General features: G+C 57.6%; 22 protein-coding genes. 13 read left to right on the top strand and 9 right to left on the bottom strand.

All coding sequences use genetic code 11. From position 1 onward, the window contains the following. Positions 1-25: 25 nt before the first annotated feature. The 3 genes from AC2FJW_RS09700 (at position 26) to uvrC (ending at position 3,970) form a co-directional block, all read left to right on the top strand. On the top strand, positions 26-988 hold the full coding sequence (locus tag AC2FJW_RS09700) for a calcium/sodium antiporter (RefSeq protein WP_142635277.1): 963 nt from the start codon (positions 26-28) through the stop codon (positions 986-988). A gap of 16 nt (positions 989-1,004) precedes the next feature. Continuing rightward, positions 1,005-1,784: an SDR family oxidoreductase gene (locus AC2FJW_RS09695; protein ID WP_271948592.1), complete on the top strand. Its 780-nt coding sequence runs from the start codon at positions 1,005-1,007 to the stop codon at positions 1,782-1,784. Positions 1,785-2,074: 290 nt separating this feature from the next. Next, on the top strand, positions 2,075-3,970 hold the full coding sequence (gene uvrC / locus AC2FJW_RS09690; protein WP_496749967.1) for an excinuclease ABC subunit UvrC: 1,896 nt from the start codon (positions 2,075-2,077) through the stop codon (positions 3,968-3,970). On the opposite strand, the gene AC2FJW_RS09685 is transcribed toward uvrC, so the two are convergent. Then, positions 3,967-4,851 carry a DMT family transporter gene (locus AC2FJW_RS09685; RefSeq protein ID WP_281995276.1) on the bottom strand — a complete coding sequence of 295 codons (885 nt, stop codon included), beginning with the start codon at positions 4,849-4,851 and terminating at the stop codon, positions 3,967-3,969. The two genes, uvrC and AC2FJW_RS09685, sit on opposite strands and share 4 nt — an antisense overlap. A 175-nt stretch (positions 4,852-5,026) precedes the next feature. Between AC2FJW_RS09685 and pgsA the strand changes: the two genes are divergently transcribed. From pgsA to AC2FJW_RS09670, 3 genes are read left to right on the top strand one after another with little or no spacing between them, the layout of a single operon-like run. Continuing rightward, the gene (gene pgsA / locus AC2FJW_RS09680; protein ID WP_142635269.1) at positions 5,027-5,695 is read left to right on the top strand and encodes a CDP-diacylglycerol--glycerol-3-phosphate 3-phosphatidyltransferase; all 669 of its coding nucleotides are present in this window, start codon (positions 5,027-5,029) and stop codon (positions 5,693-5,695) included. A 3-nt stretch (positions 5,696-5,698) separates the two neighbouring features. Then, the gene (gene moaD, locus AC2FJW_RS09675) at positions 5,699-5,944 is read left to right on the top strand and encodes a molybdopterin converting factor subunit 1 (protein WP_142635267.1); all 246 of its coding nucleotides are present in this window, start codon (positions 5,699-5,701) and stop codon (positions 5,942-5,944) included. Between the two features lie 4 nt (positions 5,945-5,948). Continuing rightward, positions 5,949-6,392, top strand: coding sequence for a molybdenum cofactor biosynthesis protein MoaE (locus AC2FJW_RS09670; RefSeq protein WP_281995277.1), 444 nt, complete (start codon positions 5,949-5,951; stop codon positions 6,390-6,392). 591 nt (positions 6,393-6,983) lie between these two features. Here the strand turns inward: AC2FJW_RS09670 and AC2FJW_RS09665 are convergent. Further along, complete coding sequence (locus AC2FJW_RS09665; protein WP_496749966.1) at positions 6,984-7,676, bottom strand: Crp/Fnr family transcriptional regulator; 693 nt, start codon at positions 7,674-7,676, stop codon at positions 6,984-6,986. Positions 7,677-7,855: 179 nt separating this feature from the next. Here AC2FJW_RS09665 and hemA point away from each other — a divergent pair, with 179 nt between their 5' ends. Further along, a complete protein-coding gene (hemA, locus tag AC2FJW_RS09660) occupies positions 7,856-9,079 on the top strand; it encodes a 5-aminolevulinate synthase (protein WP_496749965.1) in 1,224 nt (407 codons plus the stop codon). Positions 9,080-9,135: 56 nt separating this feature from the next. On the opposite strand, the gene AC2FJW_RS09655 is transcribed toward hemA, so the two are convergent. The 7 genes from AC2FJW_RS09655 to AC2FJW_RS09625 all read right to left on the bottom strand — a co-directional run bounded on the left by AC2FJW_RS09655 (position 9,136) and on the right by AC2FJW_RS09625 (position 15,833). After that, positions 9,136-9,423, bottom strand: a complete 288-nt coding sequence (locus tag AC2FJW_RS09655) for a cytochrome C oxidase subunit IV family protein (RefSeq protein WP_496749964.1) — start codon at positions 9,421-9,423, stop codon at positions 9,136-9,138. Between the two features lie 5 nt (positions 9,424-9,428). Continuing rightward, positions 9,429-9,977 (bottom strand): cytochrome c oxidase subunit 3, encoded by a 549-nt coding sequence (locus AC2FJW_RS09650; protein ID WP_281972614.1) that lies wholly within the window; start codon positions 9,975-9,977, stop codon positions 9,429-9,431. Then, positions 9,974-11,896 (bottom strand): nitric oxide reductase activation protein NorD, encoded by a 1,923-nt coding sequence (locus tag AC2FJW_RS09645; RefSeq protein WP_496749963.1) that lies wholly within the window; start codon positions 11,894-11,896, stop codon positions 9,974-9,976. The genes AC2FJW_RS09650 and AC2FJW_RS09645 overlap by 4 nt, the downstream gene beginning before the upstream one ends. A gap of 9 nt (positions 11,897-11,905) precedes the next feature. Beyond that, on the bottom strand, positions 11,906-12,715 hold the full coding sequence (locus AC2FJW_RS09640; protein ID WP_416383916.1) for a CbbQ/NirQ/NorQ/GpvN family protein: 810 nt from the start codon (positions 12,713-12,715) through the stop codon (positions 11,906-11,908). 5 nt (positions 12,716-12,720) lie between these two features. Then, entirely contained in the window at positions 12,721-14,088 is a 1,368-nt protein-coding gene (locus tag AC2FJW_RS09635) for a cbb3-type cytochrome c oxidase subunit I (protein ID WP_496676741.1), read from the bottom strand. A gap of 15 nt (positions 14,089-14,103) precedes the next feature. Further along, positions 14,104-14,553: a c-type cytochrome gene (locus tag AC2FJW_RS09630; protein ID WP_142635251.1), complete on the bottom strand. Its 450-nt coding sequence runs from the start codon at positions 14,551-14,553 to the stop codon at positions 14,104-14,106. Between the two features lie 98 nt (positions 14,554-14,651). Further along, the gene (locus tag AC2FJW_RS09625; protein ID WP_496749962.1) at positions 14,652-15,833 is read right to left on the bottom strand and encodes an NnrS family protein; all 1,182 of its coding nucleotides are present in this window, start codon (positions 15,831-15,833) and stop codon (positions 14,652-14,654) included. Between the two features lie 232 nt (positions 15,834-16,065). On the opposite strand from AC2FJW_RS09625, the gene AC2FJW_RS09620 reads away from it, so the two are divergent. The 6 genes from AC2FJW_RS09620 (at position 16,066) to AC2FJW_RS09595 (ending at position 22,547) form a co-directional block, all read left to right on the top strand. Beyond that, a complete protein-coding gene (locus AC2FJW_RS09620) occupies positions 16,066-17,742 on the top strand; it encodes a cytochrome D1 domain-containing protein (protein WP_496691871.1) in 1,677 nt (558 codons plus the stop codon). 123 nt (positions 17,743-17,865) lie between these two features. Continuing rightward, on the top strand, positions 17,866-19,650 hold the full coding sequence (locus tag AC2FJW_RS09615; protein ID WP_496749961.1) for a NapC/NirT family cytochrome c: 1,785 nt from the start codon (positions 17,866-17,868) through the stop codon (positions 19,648-19,650). A gap of 53 nt (positions 19,651-19,703) precedes the next feature. Beyond that, on the top strand, positions 19,704-20,111 hold the full coding sequence (locus AC2FJW_RS09610; protein WP_496749960.1) for a cupredoxin domain-containing protein: 408 nt from the start codon (positions 19,704-19,706) through the stop codon (positions 20,109-20,111). Between the two features lie 189 nt (positions 20,112-20,300). Next, positions 20,301-21,062 (top strand): uroporphyrinogen-III C-methyltransferase, encoded by a 762-nt coding sequence (cobA, locus tag AC2FJW_RS09605; protein ID WP_271948622.1) that lies wholly within the window; start codon positions 20,301-20,303, stop codon positions 21,060-21,062. Then, the gene (locus AC2FJW_RS09600; protein ID WP_271948625.1) at positions 21,055-21,405 is read left to right on the top strand and encodes a c-type cytochrome; all 351 of its coding nucleotides are present in this window, start codon (positions 21,055-21,057) and stop codon (positions 21,403-21,405) included. The genes cobA and AC2FJW_RS09600 overlap by 8 nt, the downstream gene beginning before the upstream one ends. Further along, entirely contained in the window at positions 21,402-22,547 is a 1,146-nt protein-coding gene (locus AC2FJW_RS09595; protein ID WP_496691874.1) for a cytochrome D1 domain-containing protein, read from the top strand. Before AC2FJW_RS09600 ends, AC2FJW_RS09595 begins: the two co-directional genes overlap by 4 nt. Positions 22,548-22,549 lie beyond the last annotated feature (2 nt).

Here is a 22,549-nt window from a genome sequence, read left to right as displayed (position 1 = left end):
GTGCCTGCGAAAAAGGAGGCCGCGCATGACGGCATGGCTGTTATCCGGTCTCGGTTTGTTGATCCTGTTGCTGGCGGGGGATGCGCTGGTACGCGGTGCCGTAAACCTCAGCCTGCGGATTGGAGTACCGGCGTTGATCGTTAGTTTGACGATCGTGGCATTCGGCACCTCGGCGCCAGAACTTCTGATTGCAATCAGTGCAATTAAGGAAAACGCACCGGGCATCGCCCTGGGTAACGTTGTGGGGTCGAACACGGCCAATATCCTGCTGGTGCTGGGCCTGCCTGCGCTGCTTGCCACGTTGCACACCAGCGAATGTGACAGCCGCAAGAACTATGTGTTCATGTTGCTGGCAACCGTTCTGTTCATCGGCCTTGCCTTCTGCGGCGTGTTCAACCTGTTCAGCGGCGCGATTTTGCTGGCTGCTCTCAGCTTTGTTCTATGGACCGCCTTCCGAGAAGCCCATGCCCATCGCAAGGCCTGTGGCAAAGCCTGCGCCGAGGATGACGATTTTGATGGCCTGGAAGAAGCCGATCCAGACATGCCCTATTGGAAGATTTCAGTCTACCTGGTGCTCGGACTGATAGGCCTGCCGATGGGCGCACATCTTCTGGTCGACAACGCTACAATCATTGCCCGCACTTACGGCGTCAGCGAGACTGTAATCGGACTGACACTTATAGCGGTGGGAACTTCTCTGCCGGAACTGGCGACCACTGTTATGGCTGCACTGCGCCGACAAGCCGATGTCGCATTGGGCAATGTTATCGGGTCCAACATGTTCAATCTGTTGGCCATCGTCGGCATTGCAACCCTGTTTGGGCGCATTCCTGTTGATCCAGAATTCCTGCGATTTGATCTTTGGGTCATGCTGGGCGCATCACTCCTTTTGGTCCCCTTTGTATTTTTCAAACGGGATATCACCCGCGGATGGGGAATTCTGTTGACAAGTCTTTACGCGGTTTACGTTATTTCCTTGTTGGTGTGACACAAAGAGAGGCCGCATGACCCGAGCCCTAGTTACCGGTGCCGGAATTCGCCTTGGTAGGGCAATGGCCCTTTATCTGGCCGGGCGTGGGTACGACGTGGCGGTCCATTACGCCTCCTCTGAACAAGAGGCATCTAAGGTTGTCGCTGAAATCAGGGCCCTAGGCCGCAATGCGGTAGCTCTGCAGGCCGACCTGTTAGAAGAAGCAAGCGTGGCTGCCCTGCTGCCACGCGCATCCGAGGCGCTGGGCGGACCCATTACCTGCCTGGTCAACAACGCTTCGATATTTGAATACGACAACATCCACACGGCCACCCGGCAAAGCTGGGACCGCCACATGAACAGCAACCTGCGGGCGCCATTCGTTTTGACTCAGGCGATGGCTGAACAGGGTCTGGAACCTGAAACCGATGATGCAGGAGAGCCGCTGGCAACGGGCCTGATCGTAAATATGGTCGACATGCGAGTCCGCAAACTGACGCCCGAATTCATGTCCTACACCGTAGCCAAAATGGGGCTATGGGCGTTGACCCGTACTGCAGCTCAGGCGCTAACCCCGGCGATCCGCGTCAATGCCATCGGACCGGGACCGACGATGCAGGGTCACAGGCAATCCGAAGATCACTTCAAAGCACAGCGCGCCAACACCATTCTGGAACGTGGGTCAAACCCCTCTGACATCACCGCTGCACTTGGGTATTTCCTGGATGCTCATGCGGTCACCGGCCAGATTCTCTGCGTGGATGGCGGACAGCATTTGGGATGGCAGACACCGGATGTTCTGGGCGTGGAATAACGTTTGGTGCTGGAAGTTTTGCACCGCTCTCATTTCTGTTATCAATCCGTTACAAAAATGTCTTTTTTTTCATACACTTGTCATGTGTAGAAATTTTTACTGTTTAAATTCAATAGATTACATATGTGCCTATTTTTTAAGCAAATCAAGGAATCCTTAATGAAACAAGGGAAAATTCAAGCCCCACAAAAGTTATCTGCACAGTTATCCACAGAATACGTGGATTTGTTTTCCCTTGATCTGAAGCGCTCAAGATTGCAGCCATGGTCAAAGAATCACATATTTTGGCCATGACCTCTCAAGACGACACCAACAGCTCTCAGAATGACGCCCATTCGACGGCCCAGTCGACAGGATACGCCTGCATCCAGCGATATGCGAAAACGCTCGACAGTTCACCTGGCGTGTACAGGATGCTGGATGCGGACAGCCGGGTTCTCTACGTCGGCAAGGCGCGCAATCTGAAGGCACGGGTGTCGAACTATACAAGACCGGGACACTCTGGCCGGATCGAGCGGATGATTGCGGCCACGGCCTCGATGATGTTCCTGACGACCCGGACCGAGACCGAGGCGCTGCTGCTTGAACAGAACCTGATCAAGCAGCTCAAACCGAAATACAACGTGCTGCTGCGCGACGACAAAAGCTTTCCCAATATTCTGGTGGCAAAGGACCATGTCTTTCCACAGATCAAAAAGCATCGGGGAGCAAAAAAGGAAAAGGGCGCGTATTTCGGCCCCTTCGCCAGCGCGGGTGCCGTGAACCGAACCCTGAACCAGCTGCAAAAGGCCTTCCTGCTGCGCAACTGTTCTGACTCGATGTTCGAAAGCCGCACCCGTCCCTGCCTGCTCTATCAGATCAAGCGGTGTTCCGGGCCTTGTGTCGGGTTGATCTCGGATCAGGATTACCGTGAAAGCGTCAAGGATGCGGAACGATTCCTGTCAGGCCGGTCGACCAAAGTGCAAGAGGAGCTGGCCGAACAGATGATGGCCGCGTCTGAGGCGATGGAGTTTGAACGCGCCGCTGGCCTGCGCGATCGCATCCGGGCGCTGACGCAGGTGCAGACCTCGCAAGGCATTAACCCGCGCGGTGTGGCCGAGGCGGATGTAATCGGCCTGTATATGGACAGTGGGCAGGCTTGCGTTCAGGTGTTCTTCATCCGCGCCAACCAGAACTGGGGCAACAAAGACTTCTATCCCCGCGTCGGGGCAGATGTGTCAGCCGCCGAGGTGATGGAGGCGTTTCTGGGTCAGTTCTACGACAACAAGGAACCACCCCGTCGGTTGATCCTGTCAGATGCCATTGAAAACGCCGACCTGATGCAAGAGGCGCTGACAGAAAAAGCAGGTCGCAAGGTGGAAATCCTTGTGCCCCAGCGTGGTGAGAAACAAGAACTTGTCGCAGGGGCCATACGCAACGCGCGTGAATCCCTGGCCCGGCGGATGTCGGAAAGTGCCACCCAGGCCAAACTGTTGCGCGGGATCGCCGAGGCATTTGATCTGGATGCCCCGCCAAACCGGATCGAAGTCTACGACAACTCCCATATTCAAGGAACAAATGCCGTGGGCGGCATGATCGTGGCCGGCCCCGAAGGTTTCATGAAAAATGCCTATCGCAAGTTCAACATTCGTGGAGATGACCTGACCCCCGGTGACGACTTTGGCATGATGAAAGAGGTGCTGACCCGCCGCTTTACCCGCCTGCAAAAAGAAGACCCCGACCGTGACAAGGGAATGTGGCCCGATCTGCTGCTGATTGACGGTGGCGCCGGGCAAGTGAGCGCCGTCCATGAGATTATGGCGCAGCACGGGGTCGAGGAGATCCCCATGATAGGTGTCGCCAAAGGCGTTGATCGCGACCATGGTAAGGAAGAATTTCACCGCACCGGCCAAAGGCCCTTTGCACTGAAACGCAACGACCCGGTGCTCTATTTCATTCAGCGCCTAAGAGACGAGGCCCACCGGTTTGCCATCGGCACCCATCGAGCCAAGCGTGCCAAGGCCGTGGGGGCCACACCGCTGGATGAAATCCCCGGCGTGGGGGCCGCGCGCAAACGTGCCCTGTTGGCTCATTTCGGCAGCGCCAAAGCAGTTGGCCGGGCCAACCTGGCCGATCTGAAAGCGGTCGAAGGGATTTCGGCCGGCTTGGCGCAAAAGGTCTATGATTTCTTCCACGACAAGGGCTAGGCCCGCCGCCCGCGCCACAGGATGTACAGCCCCGAGGCCACAATCAGCGCGCTGCCGATCCACATAGTCTGGTCTAGTTGCTCGCCGAACAGGAACACGCCCAGACCGATACCGAACAGCAGACGCGTATAGCGGAACGGCGTCACGGCCGAGACCTCTCCGATCCGCATCGCCTTCATAAGTGAGGCATATGCCATCACACCCATAAGCACCGCACCGGTCAGAAACAGACCGTTGTACAGATCGAGCGGGACGATTGGCACGTCCTCCCACAGGCGATAGGCCAAACCGGCAACGATGATGCTGAGGAAGCCGTAAAAGCCCAAAACCTCGGTCCCCAGTGTCGCCGGGGCTGCGCGGCTGGCCAGATCGCGACCGGCAAAGCCCAACATGCCCAGCACCGCCAGAATGGACAGCGCCGAAAAGCTGTCTCCGGTCGGTTGCAGGATGACTACAACGCCAATCAGACCGATCAGAATCGCGCTCCACCGTCGCCAGCCAACTGTTTCACCAAAGATCAGCGCAGCGCCAGCGACAACGACCAACGGAGTGGCCTGCAAAATCACAGTAGCTGAGGACAAAGGCGTCAACACAATGGCCAAGACATAGAATAACCGTCCGAATACCTCGAAGAGCACGCGCACTTTCATCGGGCGCGACAGGACATCCGGCTGAAACAGTTGCGTGCCGCGCGCCAGTGCAACCGCCGCAAAGACCAGCGCCCCACCCACCCCGAACAGAACCATCACCTGCCAGATCGGTACGGCACCCGAAGCCGCTTTCAACAGCGCGTCTTCCAGCGCAAACCCCGCCATTGCGGCGATCATCCACAGGCTGCCGGTCAGATTTGACCGGGCATCGGTTTGTATATGAGCTGTCATGATGTGCCTTCTGTCCCGGATACGTGCGGTGAACCTGACCGCAAAAAGAACAAACTCCAAGGGGCATGGACGCACCACGCCCTGCCTGCGGCGCTTTGACCAAGTTCATGGGACAAGTACGGTTTTTTGACTGTCTATCTTTTCTGTTGGATTTTAGCGATGTAGGGTCCGCTGCATGAAGTGGAACCTACCCAATATTCTGACCGTCCTGCGTCTGCTGGCAGCCCCGGGGCTGGCCGTGATGTTTTTATATTTCACCCGGCCCTATGCCGACTGGTTCGCGTTGATCCTGTTTCTGACAGCCGCCTTAACCGACTGGTTCGATGGCTATCTGGCACGAGCGTGGAAGCAGGAAACAAAAATTGGCGCCATGCTGGACCCGATTGCCGATAAGGCGATGGTGGTGATCGCGCTGATGATCTTGGTCGGGTATTCGGCCGAACACTGGACGCCGTGGCTGGTCCTGCCTGCCACTGTGATCCTGTTTCGAGAGGTCTTTGTGTCAGGCCTGCGCGAATATCTGGGTGATACGGCTGGGACGCTGAAAGTTACCAAACTTGCCAAATGGAAAACCACGGCCCAGATGGTGGCGATAGCCGTCTTGTTTTCACAGGGCATCTTCGAGCATTACTTTGTGATGGCCAGCTTCGGCATGGACCCAACGCTGATCGACCAGATTCTGACCGGGCAAGAAGACGACCTGAACGGCCTGCGCTGGCATCTTGAAGGGATGTTCTGGTCCAGTCGGATCGGCCTGTGGCTGCTGTGGATCGCAGCAGCGCTGACATTGATCACCGGCTATGACTACCTACGTAAAGCCATGCCACACCTGAAGGAGAACTAAGGGATGGATGTGCTGTATTTCGCATGGGTCCGCGAACGGATTGGCCTGCCGAAAGAACGGGTTGAAACCGAGGCCGCCACCGTATCCGATCTGGTCGCAGAACTTAGCGCGCGCGAGGATCGCTATGCAGCGGCCTTTGCGGATCTGTCGGCCTTACGTGTTGCGCTGGATCAGGAATTGTCGGATTTTGACGCCCCGTTGGCGGGCGTTCGTGAGGTTGCCTTTTTCCCACCAATGACAGGTGGCTGAGGTCATGCGCATCGTGGTGCAGGAAGACCCGTTTGACCTAGGTACCGAGGCAAATGACTTTGCGGCGGGCGATGCTGCAAATGGCGCAATCGTGACCTTTACCGGTGTTGTGCGTGATCTGGCCACGGGCGATTTGGACGTGATGGAGATTGAGCATTATCCGGGCATGACGGAACGGGCCTTGACCCAGATTGCGCAAGAAGCAATGGACCGCTGGTCGCTGGGCAATGTGCTGGTGATCCATCGGCATGGCAGGCTCGCTCCGGGGGATCGGATCATGATGGTGGCCACTGCCGCACCGCATCGCAAGGATGCGTTCGAGGCGGCCGAATATCTGATGGACTACCTAAAATCCCGCGCCCCCTTCTGGAAGAAAGAAATCACCACCGCTGGTGCGGAGTGGGTTTCGGCCAAGGACGAAGACGAAGATGCGCTGACCCGGTGGTAAACACGGGTCCCTGGATATAAGCCTTTGCACCATGCTGTTCGTATTCGGTGCTCACATGCTTATCATCGCGTGCTGCAAATTTGGATCCGCCAAAACTATGCTGGATAAAGGTGTTGGTTTCAGGCAGCCGCTCAGCTTCGGTCAACTCTAGAACCGTAAACAAAACATCCCGCTTGTGGGCAAAGATGTTGAGACAATCTTCGTCCGTCGAAGTCGCAAAAGAAGTGACTATCGACAGGAAAGCGGTAATCAGCGCTGTCAGAATGCCGGTTCCGAATAGATAGTCGTTGAACGGATTTTTGACATCGAAGAAGCCCCTAAAGGTTAGAGTTTCCCATTCGATTTCAACCCTAAGTACAGACGGAAGATGCCGACTGGAACTTGACGGCATATCACCTCAGCTGCGTGGACCCAGCAAGCACCAAAACCAGCTTGTTTTGGAGTTCTGGATTACCTGACGTTGCACAAGGCCCTTATCCGGAAACAGGGAATCGTGTTCACGGGATCGATGCGCATGTCCTAGCCTGAATAAAGAAGCACGTTCTCGGGGCTCTTTGGCGCACCCGGCAAAGCACCGGCCAATAAATTCGGTCACTTTTCGGAGGGGTCACTTTCTGCATAGTCTCGCAGTACTTGAATGTCCGAGAGCAGGGCATGTGTCCGGTCAATTTTAACGCCAAACGGCTTTAGCCGGGAAAAGGCGCGGCTCAGGCTTTCGGGCTTCATGCCCAGCCGCCCGGCAATCAACATCTTGTCATAGGGCAGCTCGACAACGCAGTCCCCCATCTCGGCTTCGCAGAGAGTCACAAGAAATTCTGCCACCCGCTGTGCGCCGGTCTGGGCCTTAAGCTGCTCAAGCTGGGCGACCAGAGAATGCAGATGGGTAAAGGTAGCTGCCAGAATTGACACCCCAATTTCCGGGTCCTCTCGCATAAGGGACAAAAGGACCGGACTTGGAATGTGCATGATCTCACAGGCCGAAACTGCCTCGGCCGAAACCGGATAGGGAACGTTACGCAAGGCGACCGCTTCGCCAAAGCTTTCGCCGCGGGTGAAAACGCTGACAACTGCTTCGGCACCGGTAGGGGACATGCGAAACAGCTTTACCCAGCCCGACAGAACCACATGAATGGCCTGGGCTTTTTCTTCCTGTAGAAAAATCGTCTCTCCGCGATCATATTTCCGCCAGATCGCGTGACTTAACAGCGTGTCGATATGATGCTCGGGAAAGCTCTTGAGCAATAGTGACTGCTTGGCGATCGCTTTAAGTGCCTCATGCGCCACGAAGCTTTCCCCTCTTTTCTAGTTGCGTACCCGATCAGTACGTCCGTCCTCTTAAGGCTATGCCAAACCTTCGGCTTCCAAGCCAGCCTTTCCTTTCTGCGGCTTGACATTTGTCATGTTGCGTAGCGGGCCCGGCACATAGTCTTGCTGGAAAGCCAGTATTCCCGGGAGTGTTCGAGATGGACTACGAGCGATTTTTCAGCCAAAGCCTTGAGCATCTGCGCGACGAAGGCAACTACCGCATCTTCATTGATCTACAGCGCCGCTGTGGCGCGTTCCCGAATGCACGCCAGACGGACGGCGCTTTACAGCGCGACGTACGAATTTGGTGTTCCAACGACTATCTGGGAATGGGCCAGCATCCTGATGTAGTCGGGGCAATGCACAATGCACTCGACCGTTGCGGCGCGGGCGCAGGGGGCACACGCAATATCTCGGGCACGACACATGACCACGTTTTGCTGGAACAGGAACTGGCCGACCTCCACGGGAAAGAAGCCGCCCTTCTGTTCACCTCAGGCTATGTGTCGAACTGGGCCGCACTTGGGACGCTGGCTGCGAAGATCCCAGGTCTGATCGTATTCTCGGACGCTTTGAACCATGCCTCCATGATTGAAGGCATCCGCCATTCGCGGGCACAAAAAGTGATCTGGAAGCACAATGATCTGGCGGACCTCGAGGCAAAGCTGGCCGCAGCCGATCCAGATGCGCCCAAGATGATCGCCTTCGAATCTGTCTATTCGATGGATGGGGACATCGCTCCGATCAAAGAGATTTGCGACCTGGCAGATAGATATGGTGCGATGACCTATCTGGATGAGGTCCACGCCGTTGGCCTTTATGGCTCGCGCGGTGGTGGCATCGCCGAACGCGAAGGGTTGATGGATCGCCTGACCGTCATAGAAGGGACGCTGGGCAAGGCCTTCGGCGTGGTTGGAGGTTACATCGCGGCATCCGCTGCCTTGTGTGACTTTGTCCGCAGCTTTGCCAGCGGGTTCATATTTACCACCGCCCTCCCACCCGCAATAGCAGCAGGCGCTGCCGCCTCGATCCGACACCTCAAACAATCCAATACCGAGCGTGATCTGCAGAAAACCCGCGTTGCGCAGGTGCGCGCCAAACTGGACGCCGAAGGCATCCCGCATTTGCCCAATCCCAGCCACATCATCCCGGTGATGGTAGGTGACCCGGTGAAATGCAAATTCATCTCGGATACGCTGCTGGAAGAATTCGGGATCTATATTCAGCCGATCAACTATCCGACCGTTCCCAAAGGCACCGAACGCCTGAGAATTACCCCCTCTCCGGTTCATACAAACGAAGATATCGATCATCTGGTCGGTGCCTTATCGGCCCTGTGGCAACGGTGTCAGATCGCGAGAATGCCGATGGCCGCACAATAGCCGAGGCGTCCCCGCACTTGGAGAACTGCCGCCCCACGGGGGCGGCTTTTTTCATGTCAAAACAGTGAGAGGCCGAAGATCACCATCGCAAATCCGGTCAGTACATTGGTGAAACCGCTCAGCCAGGCCGGGCTGTGCGTCAGGTCCAGATATCGTGCAAGGATAATGCGGGCTTTGGACAGGGCCAGGATCAAAATGCCTGCGCTCAACACCGGTGAGGACAGGGGGAGTATCGTCAGCAGGGCCGAAGCGGTGCTCAGAACCAACAGGCTGAGCCATGCGCGGGTGAGCGGGTTTGAGAGCATCCAGCGGGAGCTGTTTTGATCCGGTGAGGTTTGGGTCATGCCCGTCATCCCAGCAGGTAGATCACGGGGAACAGCATGATCCAGACGAGATCGACCATGTGCCAAAACTGGGCGCCGGCCTCGATATTGCGGGGATTGTCCCGCCAGGCGACCAGCAGCAGGATAACAACCCCAGCCAACACATGTGCCGCGTGGAAGCCGGTGAGCAGATAGTAGAACAGGAAGAACGGATGGGTCTCGTAGGTAATTCCTTGTGCAGCCTTGTCCGCGTATTCCACGCCTTTGATAATCAGGAATACAACGCCCAGCGCGGCAGCTGCGATTAGCGCCAGGCGGGCAGCAGTCCGACGCGCAATCTGCCGCCAATGCAAGGCTTGCGCGGCCAGATAGCCAGAGGTGACCAGAACCGCAGTGTTCAGCGCGGCTCCGGTGCGGTGCAGATGCGATTGCGCCTCGGCAAAGCCCGCCGGATCGGTCAGGCGCACGCCCATGAAAGCGATCAGGCCCGCGCCAAAGACCAGCAGCTCCGAAATGATCAGAACCCACATCAGTAATTCGCCGGGCAACTCGTCGATAAGGGACGCGTCGCTCATGCGCCGACCAGTTGGCGGTAGATTTGCGGCAGCGCCATGGTCAGGCGATGCGGGTCCGGGATGACGGCAAAGCCGCCCTGCCCGAACATCCGCGGGAACCAGCTTTTACCTGTCTTGTCGATGGTGACGCCAAAGACCGATTGCCCGGCCCGGCGCGCCTCGCGCACGGCCATGTGGGTGTCTTCGATTCCGTGGCGGCCTTCGTAGTGATCAAGATCATTGGGTTTGCCATCGGTGATCACCAGTAACAACCGGCGCTTACGCGTTTGGGTGGCCAGATCTGCCGAGCAATGGCGGATCGCGGCACCCAGCCTTGTATAGTGCCCCGGGCGTAACGATGCGATGCGCTGTTCAACCTGGCTGCCCATCACCTCATCAAACCGTTTGCAGCGTTGCACATAGACCCGCTGTCGTTTCAGTGAACTGAAGGCGTGAATGGCGAAATCGTCACCACAGGCGTTCAGGCCCCAGGCCAGCGCTGCCAGCGCCTCGCGTTCGATGTCGATCACGGCGCGGCCAGTCACGGCACTTTCGGTCGAGCGGCTGACATCCAGCAGGATGGAAACCGCCAGATCGCGTGCCTCGGGGCGGGATTGTTGCCAGATGCGTTCGGTACCTTCACCGTTGGCACAGCGGTCAACCTGCGCCCGAACGGCGGCTTCTATGTCCAGTTGATCGCCGTCCAGATGGCCTCGGGTCATCACGCGGCCCGGGCGCAGCGCTTCGAACTGGCGTTTGACGGCGCGGATACGGCGGGCGGTGGCGGGGTCTTTTCCAAACTCGGCGGCATCCTCACGAATATCGGCGTCCGAGGTTAGAACGTTGACGTGATCGGGCAGGTATTGCCCGGTGCGCACGTCCCATTCCGGATAGAGAATACGGCCCGACAGACGTTCGCGATTCACATCCTCGGGTGCCAGGTCCAGATGCAATTTCAGCTTGGTCGGCGGCGCCTTGGAAATCTGGCCCAAACCGATCTCATCCTGATCATCGGCGGCCTTTTTGGCATTGTCGGGATCATCGTCATCAATGCGACGGTTGATGTTCAGAAACTCGGCCCAGCTGAGGATCGCTTCGAATTTATGAAGGATGAAACTGTCACTGCGTTCAGCCTGGTCGGATTTGCGCCGCCGGGCACGGTGGGTTTTCTCACCCGATTCCTCGGGCGGGCCTTCGGTATCGGGGTTTTCGACATCGTTATGCTCTGAAAAACCAACAGCGCGCAATTCCGGCCACAGAGGGACAGGGCGGAAATGTTGATATCCGCGTGGGGCAGTCAGGTCATCGTCAAATGACATGAATTGCCTGGCCTTCGGGGATAAAGACGCGGGGTCGCCCAGCCGATGGCGGATCAGTTCTTCAACCGCTGTTTCCACGGGCGGGAGGCCGGATTTGTTGCGGTCATGCAGAACACCTTTGCAAAGCTCGGTGTAAAGCGGTCGCAAGCCGGGGGCGTTGTCCAAGGTTGCATTAACCATCGTTTGTGCGGCGCTCAGCGCGTGCAGATCGGCGCGCAACGGATCATCTTCGACGATCCGGGTTCCCGCATGGGCCGCTGCGGCGGCCAGCCAAACATACAGCGCTCCGTTCGCCTCGCGCGCGGGAAACACCGCCAGACGGTCCGGGAGGCGCAGCACTTCGCCATCGAACGAAGCGCGCGGCATCAGTTCAACTTCGGTACCCAACCGACGGCGCCAGCTTAGGCGATGGTGTGAAACCTCGGGCGAGACCGGGCGCAATTCAACGCCCGGGCTGCCCCCAAGCCCGCGAAAAAGGACTGCCAGCCGCCCCGCGACCTCAGAAAGGTCGACCGCGGCTCCAACATGCACCTGGGGTGCATCGAGACGGCTGGCAAGGGAGTGCCACAGTTTCCCGATCGTTTCTTCGGGTTCCCATGGCTCAAAATCGATCCTGAGCATCGGCCGGCCTCACCCAAAGACAGCCGTGACAAGATCGAGGAGCCCGCGTTTGATGTCCTCGTCATCTGTCAGAGGTTCGATCATGGCGGCAAGGATCGCGCGGTCGGTGGACATGCCCTGCGCGATCAGCGTGGCGGCATAGACGACCAGACGGGTGGAAACGCCCTCTTCAAGATCCTGCCCCCTGAGCCCGCGCAGTTTACCTGCCAAGCGGATCAGCGGTTTGCAGCGTTCCAGCGCCAGCCCGCTTTCTTTAGCGACCACCTTTGCCTCCATCTCGGGCGACGGAAAGTCGAACTCCAGTGAGATGAACCGCTGCCGGGTCGAGGGTTTCAAGGTTTTCAGGATATTCTGATATCCCGGGTTATATGAGGCGACCAGCATGAAACCGGGCGCGGCCACAAGCTCCTCACCGGTGCGGTCGATCGGTAGGATGCGCCTGTCGTCAGTCAGCGGGTGCAGCACGACGGTCACGTCCTTGCGCGCCTCGACCACTTCATCCAGATAGCAGATCGCGCCTTCGCGCACCGCGCGGGTCAGGGGCCCATCGACCCAGATCGTTTCCCCGCCTTTCAGCAGGTAGCGCCCGATCAGGTCCGCAGCGGCAAGGTCATCGTGACAGGCCACTGTGTAAAGCGGGCGGCCAAGGCTGGCGGCCATATGCGCCACAAACCGGGTCTTGCCGCAACCTGTCGGGCCTTTCAGCAGGACCGGCAGGTTGTTGGTATAGGCAGCAGCGAACACGTCACATTCATCACCCTGTGGCAGGTAGAAGGGGGCGTCAGCCGCCCCCGTTCTCAGTTTCATGGAGCCATCCATATCCATCACTCCGCTGGGGTTTCGGCCGCGCCGGCTTCAATGATCTCTTTCCGGGGAACCCAGATCGAGTAGATGAACAGCAGCGCACCCAAGACCACGACGATGCCAGAGCCAAGGCGCATCCAATAGAAGATCGCGACCTGATCCTGCACATCCATGAAGTAGTCTCCGACCACCCGCTGCATGTGCGTCTGCACTGTTCCAGCAAAGGTCAGCACAAAGGTCATGAAAACCATACCGCTGGACATCAGCCAGAAGCTGCCCATGTTCAGAACCTGATTATAAGGATCACGGTTCTTCAGGATCGGCATTGCATAGCTGAAGATTGCCAGGTTGAGGCAGACATACGCTCCATAGAAAGCTAGGTGACCGTGAGCCGCAGTGATCTGCGTACCGTGGGTATAGTAGTTCACCCCATGCAGCGTGTGCAGGAAGCCCCAGACACCGGCACCGAAGAAGGCCAATGTGGCACAGCCCAGCGACCACAGCAGCGCCGCTTTGTTCGGGTGGTCCCGACGGCCCTTCCAGACCATCACAAAGGCAAAGGCCATCATCGCAAAGAAGGGGATCACTTCGAGGCTTGAGAAGATCGAGCCGATCCACTGCCAGTACCCTGGTGTGCCTATCCAATAGTAGTGGTGACCTGTACCAAGGATACCCGAAAACAACGCGGCGGCGACAATGACATAGAGCCATTTCTCGACAACCTCACGGTCTACCCCGGTCAGCTTCAGCATCAGATAGGCCAGGATCGAGGCCATGATCAGTTCCCAGACACCTTCGACCCACAGGTGGACAACATACCACCAGTATTGCTTATCCAAGGACAGGTTGCCCGGGTTGTAAAAGGCAAACAGGAACAGCAGCGCCAGACCCCAAAGACCCAGCAACAAGATGTTGGTGATCGCGGTCTTCTTGCCTTTCAGAACGGTCATCGACACGTTGTACAGGAAGATCAGTGCGGCCACGACGATGCCGGCCTTGACCCATTTGGGTTGCTCTAGGAACTCGCGCCCTTCTTTGCCCAGCAGCCAGTTGCCTTCAAACAGGTTGAACGTATAGGTCAAGACCACGCCCAGTGTACCGACCACCAGAATGATCAGCTGCAGATAGGCCAGCATGGGCGAATGGATCTCACGCTCGGCCTCTTCCGGGATCAGAAAATAGGCCGCACCAAAGAACCCGAGGATCAGCCACACGATCAGCGAGTTGGTGTGCAGCATCCGCACGATGTTGAACGGCAAAAGCTCGCTCAGGAAATTGGGTGATACATAGATAAAGCCGGCCAGAAGGCCGCCTAGAACCTGTATCGCGAACAGGGCCATTGCCACCGCAAAGTAGGCATAGGCGATTTTTTGGGATTCGTATTTCATTGCTCCGTTCCCTTCTCAGCCCGCCTCGTTGGGCGGCCAGTCCTGAGCGTCGATATTGTCCGTCCAGATCAAGAAGTTGGTCAGATCACGGATGTCTTCGTCGCTGAGGTTGAAATTGGGCATCTGACGACGACCGGGAATGTCTGTCGGCTGCGCCTCCATCCAGCCTTTGAGGGCTTCAAAGGCCGATTCCGGGTCGTCCAGCACGCCCCAACGTGTCATCACATTGCCAACCTCTGGTGCAAAGTATGCACCTTCGCCAAGGATGGTATGACAGTTGATGCAGGCGTGTTTTTCCCAGACGTGCTTGCCCCTGATAACACTTTCATCGAGCTTTGCTGCGTTCTCAGAGTTCACGATATACCAGTGAGAATGGGCCGACAGAGCCAGAAAGATGAGGATAAAGAACAGTGACCCGCCATAGAATATATTGCGTGCCATGCTCTTGGTCATGACTTCTCGCATTGCGCTCTCCTTTGCGCAGATTAGCTAGTCTGGCTAAAATGACGGGATGGGCACGGTATATCCTTAACGAAAGTCAAGACTTGCAAAAGGAAATGAAATCACGCTGACCGTTGCACCTTGGGACCCGTCAGCGCGGGCCACATCGCGATCAGGAAAAGCGCAAAGGCGCTGACCCACAACCCGTCCGACAGCAGCATCGCAACCATGTAACCTGCATTCAGATCTGCCCCAATCCACCGCGACAGGGCCGCCACCGCCATCAGACCATAGGCCACCGCCATTGGGCCGGGTGCCACCAGCGCGCGACCACTGTGGCCAAGCGCGGCGCGGCTCATGACCGCTAGGGTCATGCCGCCGACGCATCCGATGCCCAGGATGTGTAGGGCTGCGATCTCGTTTCCGAAACCCAGCACTGACAGCCCCCAGAGGATCAGTCCCAGCGCCAGCATTGCAAGCCCAAGATACAGTGCCAATAGGATCGGCTCCCGCGCAGCCCAGCCCGCGCGCCAGCGGGCCATTCGCGAAACCTGCGCCACCCCTAGAACCAGCGCCATCGATCCAGCCACAGCACCTGACCCCAGCACCAGAACGATTGGTGGCAGGGTCAGGGCAACCGCCATCGCTGATTTGTCCAGAATTGGCACAGATATTGGCCAGTCCGCCTCGGGAACGCCCGCGCGTCTCATGGCGTTTCGGGTAAAGGCCGGGGTGATCCGTCCGCCAAGAATGGCAATCATCGCGCAGAGCGCCAGCAACCCCGCGCGCAGCCCGGTATGCAATGTGTCATCTGTTATCCCCGTCCATTCAAGATGCGTGAACAGATCAGCAATCCAGATAAAGCTGAGCAACAGCAGAAAGAGCATGTTCTGAGGTTTCGGCCTCCGGATGAGCTGGGTTGCAATCTTGGCCGCCAGAATCGGTACAAAGGCCAGGTCGACCACCGCCACAAGCGCCGCAGGCAGCATCCCCGAAAACCACATCGCCATCCGACCAGCCAACCACAATCCGGCGGCCAACGTTATGAACTGCGCACGCGCATCTGGTGCGCCGGTCCAATTTGGCACTGCGGTCAGAAAGAACCCGCCCAGCGCGGCTGTTGCATAGCCGAAGATCATCTCATGCGCGTGCCACATGGGCGGGGCCATGCCATAATCCGGCACTGCATATGGCACCGTCAGCCACAGCCCCCAAACCACTCCGACAAAGAGGCCATAGAGGCCGGCGGACAGAAAGAATACACGAAACCCTTCACCAAACACGCGGGTGATGATTGCGGGCATGGCTGCTCTCCTTGGTGTTTTCCAAGCCCTAGCAAGCCGCCCGGCTGCGCGACTTAACAAAAATCAAACCGGCCGAAAAAGTGTGCCAAAGATACAGATTTTCCCAGCCGGAAAATTGACGTTTTTCCCTGCCCGCCACCTGAATTGCGCGACTGGTGTTGACTTTCGTCAAGGAGCACCCTTGCGCGATGCCCCACGCTTGGACCGCCTCACCAGCAAATGGAGAGTGATCATGTCACTTGGAATCAGCTATACCAAAACGGGCCGCGTCTTCGGGGTCGGTTTGGCGATGTTGCTGGGCAGTGTCGCTGCACCAGCTTTCGCCGAAGAGCCAACTTTGAACGAAGAAGCGTTTGAAGCGTCCAAACAACTTTACTTTGAACAATGCGCGGGGTGCCACGGTGTCTTGCGTAAAGGCGCCACTGGCAAGAACCTTGAACCGCATTGGAAGAAAACCGCAGCTGACGGCGCCGTGACCGAAGGCGGTACACTTGCGCTTGGGCAAGAGCGGCTTGAGAAGATCATCGCCTGGGGCACCGAAGGCGGGATGAACAACTTCTCGGACATCATGTCCGAGCAGGAAATCAAAGACATGGCGACTTACATCATGATGGAGCCGCCCAAACCACCTGAAATGTCGCTGGACCAGATGATGGCGACCCGCAAGATATATGTTGAAGAAGAGGACTACCCAACCGAGCCGATGCATGGCCGCAACTGGGAAAACTTCTTTGTTGTTATCGAGCGCGACGTCGGCAAAGTCGCTGTTATCGATGGCGACACCAAAGAGGTGCTGACACATATTCCGACCGGCTATGCGGTGCACGTTCTGAAAGCATCCGAACACCATTCGCTGGAAGAGCCGGAACAGCCCGGTCGTTTCTGGTACACCATGGGCCGCGACGGCAAGATGACCAAGATCGACCTCTGGCAGACGCCGGACAAGATGTTGGTGTCTGAGGTAAAGATTGCCTATGATGCCCGCGACGTTGCTGTTTCCGGCGATGGCAAATACGTCATCGGCGGGGGCTATTGGCCGCCGCACTTTGCAATCGTTGACGCCCAAACGATGGAGCCGGTCAAGGTTGTATCGACCCGCGGCGTGAACGTGGACGGGGACTATGTGGAAGAGGCTCGCGTGGCCGCTATCTACACAACTCCGAATGAGCCGACCTGGATCGTTGCCGTCAAAGAGCTGGGGCAACTGTGGCAAGTAGATTATACTGATCTAGACAATCTGCGGATCGACAAGATCGACAGCGCCAAATTCCTGCATGACGGATTCTTCGATCCGACGGGCCGGTATTTCCAGATCGCTGCAAACGCATCGAACAAGATGGTGGTTGTAGATACCGAGACCCACAAGCTTGAGGCGATGATCGACACGGCCGCGTTGCCGCATCCCGGTCCGGGCGCAAACTGGATTGACCCGAATTGCGGGCCGGTAGCTGGCACAACCCACCTCGGGGTTGGCACCGTGACGGTCTGGGGCAACGACCCCGAAAACCGACCCGATGACGCCTGGAAGATCTGCTACGAAGTGGAAACAGACGGCCCGGGCCTGTTCGTCCGTACGCATCCGGAATCGGACTATATTTGGGCTGACCAGACCAAACACCCGGAACCGGAAGTGCAGCAATCTGTGCAGGTCATCTCGAAAGAGACCGGCGAGATCGTGAAAACCATCCAGATCACCGAAGACGAAGGCAGCGCCGCTGTTCACTTTGAATTCAACGCGGATGGAACCGAGGTCTGGGTGTCCAAGTGGAACCTGTCGGATTCAAAAGAACCCAACGGTCAGATCGTGATCTTTGACGCCAAGACTTTGGAAGAGATCGGGCGCATCGAAGGGCTGTACGCCCCGACCGGCAAGTTCAACGTCTACAATCGGTCGAACCACGTCACCTGACGGGTTTCGATCAACTCGGAGCAGGGCGGGCCCCTCGCCCGCCCTGTCCTTGTTTCATCCATCAGCCGAATGCGCAGGCCTGACACGCCGCGCCAGTCAACACAGCCAAAACGGAGCCCGGACATGACCTCCGATCCAGATAAGAAACCACCGATCTGGCGTCGGTATTTCCTGTGGGGAATGCCTGTGGCCGGTATTGCCGCTGCCTTTGCCGCCGGGATCGTCTTTTGGGGTGGGTTCAACACCGCCATGGAAGCCACCAACACCAAAGAGTTCTGTATCTCGTGCCATGAGATGCGCGATTTCGTCTATGAAGAATACACCGGGACCATCCACGATGTGAACCGATCGGGGGTCGGGGCGGTCTGTTCCGACTGTCACGTACCCAAGGACTGGACCCACAAGATGATCCGCAAGATCAAGGCGTCCAAAGAACTGTATGGCAAGGTGGTTGGCTCGATCAGTACACCCGAGAAGTTCGAAGCTAAGCGTATCCATCTGGCGATGAATGAATGGGAAAGGATGAAGGCCACAGATTCGCGCGAGTGCCGCAACTGCCACGACTTTGAATCGATGATGCCCGAGTTCCAGCGCCCCCGCGCGCGCCAGCAACATTTGAACGCAATGGAGACAGGTCAAACCTGTATCGACTGCCACAAAGGGATTGCGCATTCGAACATCCGCGACAGGGCCACAGATGAATATCTGGAACAGATTGAAGCCCCGAATCCTGATTTCATTCGTGCAATTCCGCCAGAATACCTGGCCAGTCTCGACCGTGTAGAAGCCAAGGAGGCGGCTGAGGCCGAAGCCGAAAAATCGGCCAAGACAGCACAACAAGAGGCGGTGCAAGCCCAGATCGCAGCCGCTGTGGACGCTGCAGTCGCCGAAGAGCGCGCCAAATCAAGCGGTGAAGAATCTACAGCCCCGGCAGGCGGTGGCAGCGATATCGGAGGCGATATCGACTGGACCAGCATCGCAAGCGCGGATCTGAAGCTGTTTTATCCCGGTCAGGCTTCGTTTGAATGGGTTCAGAATGGCAAGTTCCACGGCGGCGCCCGGCCACTGACCAAAGGTGGCGACCAATGTTCGACTTGTCATGCCAAGGAATTGGACATGATTGGAAACAAGATCGTCGCAGGCGGCGAGCTGGAACCAACCCCGATCCCTGGAAAACGTGGTGTGATCGACGCAACTGTTCAGGCGGCCCATGATGCCGAAAACCTCTATATCCGCCTGCAATGGCCGGATGCAGGTCACAATCCTGCACCATTTGTGGATGGCGGGAAGATGGACCCGGACAACCAGATCAAGGTCGCCATGATGATCACCGGAACCGGGATCGAAATGGGGGATCAGGTGGGCTGCTGGGCCTCGTGCCACGCGGACAACACCTATATGCCGTTTGATCCGGGTGCAAATGCGATTGTCGCCAATGGCGATGTTGCAGGCCGCCTGGCCGCTCAGGACACTGTGACCAAATATATCAGCGAAAGCCGCACCGAGGTCGAAGTCAAAGGCCGGCGTGGGAAAGCTCTGGGTGGCTGGGACAAATTGCAGGCCGAAGCGCAGATCGCGCAATATCTGGATGACGGCACCTATCTGGATCTGATGCGCGTCTATGCCGATGGCAGCGCCAGCAACGGCTATCTTCTGGAACAACGCATAGTCAATGATGGCGAAATCGCCGCCTCGGCCAACTTGTCGGGTGGTATTTGGACCGTCACGTTCTCGCGGCCCTTAAACTCGGGCGCACCGGGTGATGTGCCATTGGAACCGGGCAAGACCTATACGGTCGGCTTTGCAATCCACGATGACTTTGCCGCAGCACGATTCCACCACGTAACGCTGAACACAAGCTTCGCGCTGGACGACGACAGTGCCAATATCAACGTGGTCGGGCAATGACTGATGGGGCCGGGTAAACCGGCCCCAAAGTATTAGGTATGGAGACTTGGACGATGAAGATCCGCCTACTTCTTCCTGCATTTCTGGCTTTGGCGTCACCTGCGGTGGCCGCTGACGAAGACACAGCTGAGATCTGCGCCGAGGCAGATACCCGCTACGTGGATCTGTTCGGTCAACCGTCTTCAGATGTGGAAGATGCAGAGGTTGTGCTGATGTACAAATACAATTTCTGCCCAGCCCAACTGACGGTCAAAGCGGGGACCACAGTGCGTTGGGTGAACGTAGACAAACGCACCAGCCATAGCGTCCTGCTGAAAGATGGCAGCAAAGCCGAGAGTGACCGCCTGTTCCCCGAGGAATTTGTTGATCTGACATTTCTTGTTCCCGGCGCCCAGGATTACCTGTGCGGACCACATTGGGAGACACAGAACATGTTCGGAATGGTCACCGTAGAGCCCTGATAAGCGGCAGGCTGAAAGATGCGCGGGCGCAATTCCCGTGCTCCTTAACTTAAGTCAAGGAGGTCGGTTTACCTGTGCGCCAACTTGTTTCCATGACACGCCCGGTTCCCCCAGCAACGTCCCATATTCGCGCATGGAAACGACCAAAACACCGGGTTCCGAAGGCATTCAGAACAAGCGAGTTTGCACATGAGCGGTAAGGTTTTTCTGATTGGTGCCGGCCCTGGTGATCCCGAACTGATCACCATGCGCGCCCTGCGTATGCTGCAGGAGGCGGACGTGGTGGTCTATGACCGCCTTGTTTCGGATGAAATTCTGGCCATGCACACCGAGGGCGCGCGGCTGATCGCCGTCGGCAAGGCCCCCAAGTGCCACACTGTTCCTCAGGATCGCATCAACGAAATCCTGCTGGAACACGCACGCGCAGGTCACGTTGTGGCCCGGCTGAAAGGCGGGGATCCGATGATCTTTGGTCGCGGCTCGGAAGAGGCCGCTTTTCTGATGGCACACGGTGTTACGGTCGAATACGCACCGGGCATCACGGCGGCACAAGGCGCATCCTGTTCGACCGGCGTGCCCCTGACCCATCGCGGACTGGCGACCTCGGTTCAATATGTCACCGGGCACAGGCAGTCCGACAAAGTTCTTGATCTGGATTGGAAACGACTGGCGGACCCGGATACGACGCTGGTCGTCTATATGGGCGTGGCCAATATCGGCCAGATCGCCATCGGCTTGATGACCGAGAACCTACCCGGATCCACCCCGGTCCTGGCTGTTGGGCAGGCCACCAGTGCCTCTGAACGCCGCCTTGTATCCCGACTGGACCAGATTGCCGCGGATGCGCGCAAGGCGGATCTGAAGGCTCCTACCTTATTCATTATCGGAAAGGTCGTTTCGCTTTATGCCAATCAGGCCCTGACCGAGATTTTGGAGCGGGCGCATGGGTAGCCTGGCGCATATGGACCGCAAGCAGCCGGGCTGGGCCGCGCATACTGTTCTGACTGCCGTCGTTCTGGTTGCCACTTCCGCTCTGGCCGCTGACGCCATCGACCCAACCGCCCTGAAACGGTTGGTCCACCAGGATTGCGGCTCGTGCCACGGATTGTCCCTGAAAGGCGGGCTTGGTCCTGATCTGCGACCGGAAACTCTGGAACATTACGAGGCGGACGTCCTGACGGGGGTCATACTGGACGGCATCCCCGACACGGCTATGCCCCCCTGGCGCCCCCTGATCAGCGAAGAAGAGGCCGAATGGATCGCCCGATACCTGCTGGAACAGGAGGCAAAATGAAACAACTTGCCCTTGGCATCGTTGCCCTAATGATGATGACACCTGCCAATGCAGACCCCACCGCCACCGGAGATCTGGGCCTTGTGATCGAACGGGCAAAAGGGTCGGTCTTATTGGTGGACCAGTCGGACCGGGCCGCATTGGCACGGATCGAAGGGTTGGGCGATCTGTCCCACGCCTCCCTGGTCTATTCACCCGACGAACGCTTTGCCTATGTTTTTGGCCGCGATGGCGGGCTGACCAAGGTTGATATAGTGACCCGTCAGATTGCAAATCGGGTCGTGCAGGCTGGCAATTCCATTGGCGGCGCGATTTCGGATGACGGCCAACTGGTTGCGGTGTCGAACTATGAGCCGGGTGGCGTACGCGTGTTCGACGCGGATACGCTGGAACTGGTTGCCGACATTCCCACCGACAGCAAAACCATAGGTCTTGTCGATGCGCCGGGCCGTCGGTTCGTGTTTTCCATGTGGGACACGGGCGAGACCTGGATTGCTGATTTCGCAAATGGCGCGCCCGAGATCACCAAGATCACCGATATGGGTAAGAACCCCTATGACGCGCTGATCACCGCCAATGGTCGCACTTATATCACCGGTCTGTTTGGTGAGGACGGGCTGACCGCGCTGGACCTATGGGCAGACAATCCAAAACCGATCCGCGTGCTTCCGGGCTATGGGCGCGGACAGGAAGAGATGCCGGTATACAAGATGCCTCATCTTGAGGGCTGGGCACTGACGGATCGCGAATTTGTCCTGCCCGCGGTCGGCCACCATGAAGTTCTTTGGATTGACGCCGAAACCTTGACAGAAACAGGCCGCACCCAAACCCATGGTCAGCCGGTCTTTGCCATGGCGCGCCCGGATGGGCGACAGGTCTGGGTGAATTTTGCCCATCCATTGAACGATACGATTCAGGTCATCGACAGCGTCAGCAAACAGGTCATCCACGAATTCTCTCCGGGCCCTGCCGTCCTGCATATGGAGTTCACGGCACGCGGGCATGAGGTCTGGATCAGTGTCCGCGACGCCAACAAGGTCGTGGTCTACGACACGCATAGCTTTGAAAAGCTGCGCGAGATCGCGGCGGACAGCCCCTCGGGTATCTTTTTCACCGCCCGCGCGCACAGAACAGGGTTGTAACC

This window comes from Ruegeria sp. CDSA020 (assembly GCF_059612345.1).
The sequence above is the reverse complement of the archived record's forward strand: the minus strand, read 5'-3'. Positions and strand labels throughout refer to the sequence as shown.

Excerpts from the sequence above, each read along its gene's own strand:
- AC2FJW_RS09650 (WP_281972614.1), bottom strand. The coding sequence starts at position 9,977 with ATGAGCGACGCGTCCCTTATCGACGAGTTGCCCGGCGAATTACTGATG.
- AC2FJW_RS09655 (WP_496749964.1), bottom strand. The coding sequence starts at position 9,423 with ATGACCCAAACCTCACCGGATCAAAACAGCTCCCGCTGGATGCTCTCA.
- AC2FJW_RS09620 (WP_496691871.1), top strand. The coding sequence starts at position 16,066 with ATGTCACTTGGAATCAGCTATACCAAAACGGGCCGCGTCTTCGGGGTC.
- AC2FJW_RS09625 (WP_496749962.1), bottom strand. The coding sequence starts at position 15,833 with ATGCCCGCAATCATCACCCGCGTGTTTGGTGAAGGGTTTCGTGTATTC.
- AC2FJW_RS09610 (WP_496749960.1), top strand. The coding sequence starts at position 19,704 with ATGAAGATCCGCCTACTTCTTCCTGCATTTCTGGCTTTGGCGTCACCT.
- AC2FJW_RS09595 (WP_496691874.1), top strand. The coding sequence starts at position 21,402 with ATGAAACAACTTGCCCTTGGCATCGTTGCCCTAATGATGATGACACCT.
- moaD (WP_142635267.1), top strand. The coding sequence starts at position 5,699 with ATGGATGTGCTGTATTTCGCATGGGTCCGCGAACGGATTGGCCTGCCG.
- AC2FJW_RS09600 (WP_271948625.1), top strand. The coding sequence starts at position 21,055 with ATGGGTAGCCTGGCGCATATGGACCGCAAGCAGCCGGGCTGGGCCGCG.
- AC2FJW_RS09700 (WP_142635277.1), top strand. The coding sequence starts at position 26 with ATGACGGCATGGCTGTTATCCGGTCTCGGTTTGTTGATCCTGTTGCTG.
- pgsA (WP_142635269.1), top strand. The coding sequence starts at position 5,027 with ATGAAGTGGAACCTACCCAATATTCTGACCGTCCTGCGTCTGCTGGCA.
- AC2FJW_RS09615 (WP_496749961.1), top strand. The coding sequence starts at position 17,866 with ATGACCTCCGATCCAGATAAGAAACCACCGATCTGGCGTCGGTATTTC.
- AC2FJW_RS09645 (WP_496749963.1), bottom strand. The coding sequence starts at position 11,896 with ATGCTCAGGATCGATTTTGAGCCATGGGAACCCGAAGAAACGATCGGG.
- AC2FJW_RS09630 (WP_142635251.1), bottom strand. The coding sequence starts at position 14,553 with ATGCGAGAAGTCATGACCAAGAGCATGGCACGCAATATATTCTATGGC.
- uvrC (WP_496749967.1), top strand. The coding sequence starts at position 2,075 with ATGACCTCTCAAGACGACACCAACAGCTCTCAGAATGACGCCCATTCG.
- AC2FJW_RS09670 (WP_281995277.1), top strand. The coding sequence starts at position 5,949 with ATGCGCATCGTGGTGCAGGAAGACCCGTTTGACCTAGGTACCGAGGCA.
- AC2FJW_RS09635 (WP_496676741.1), bottom strand. The coding sequence starts at position 14,088 with ATGAAATACGAATCCCAAAAAATCGCCTATGCCTACTTTGCGGTGGCA.
- AC2FJW_RS09640 (WP_416383916.1), bottom strand. The coding sequence starts at position 12,715 with ATGGATGGCTCCATGAAACTGAGAACGGGGGCGGCTGACGCCCCCTTC.
- hemA (WP_496749965.1), top strand. The coding sequence starts at position 7,856 with ATGGACTACGAGCGATTTTTCAGCCAAAGCCTTGAGCATCTGCGCGAC.
- AC2FJW_RS09685 (WP_281995276.1), bottom strand. The coding sequence starts at position 4,851 with ATGACAGCTCATATACAAACCGATGCCCGGTCAAATCTGACCGGCAGC.
- AC2FJW_RS09695 (WP_271948592.1), top strand. The coding sequence starts at position 1,005 with ATGACCCGAGCCCTAGTTACCGGTGCCGGAATTCGCCTTGGTAGGGCA.
- cobA (WP_271948622.1), top strand. The coding sequence starts at position 20,301 with ATGAGCGGTAAGGTTTTTCTGATTGGTGCCGGCCCTGGTGATCCCGAA.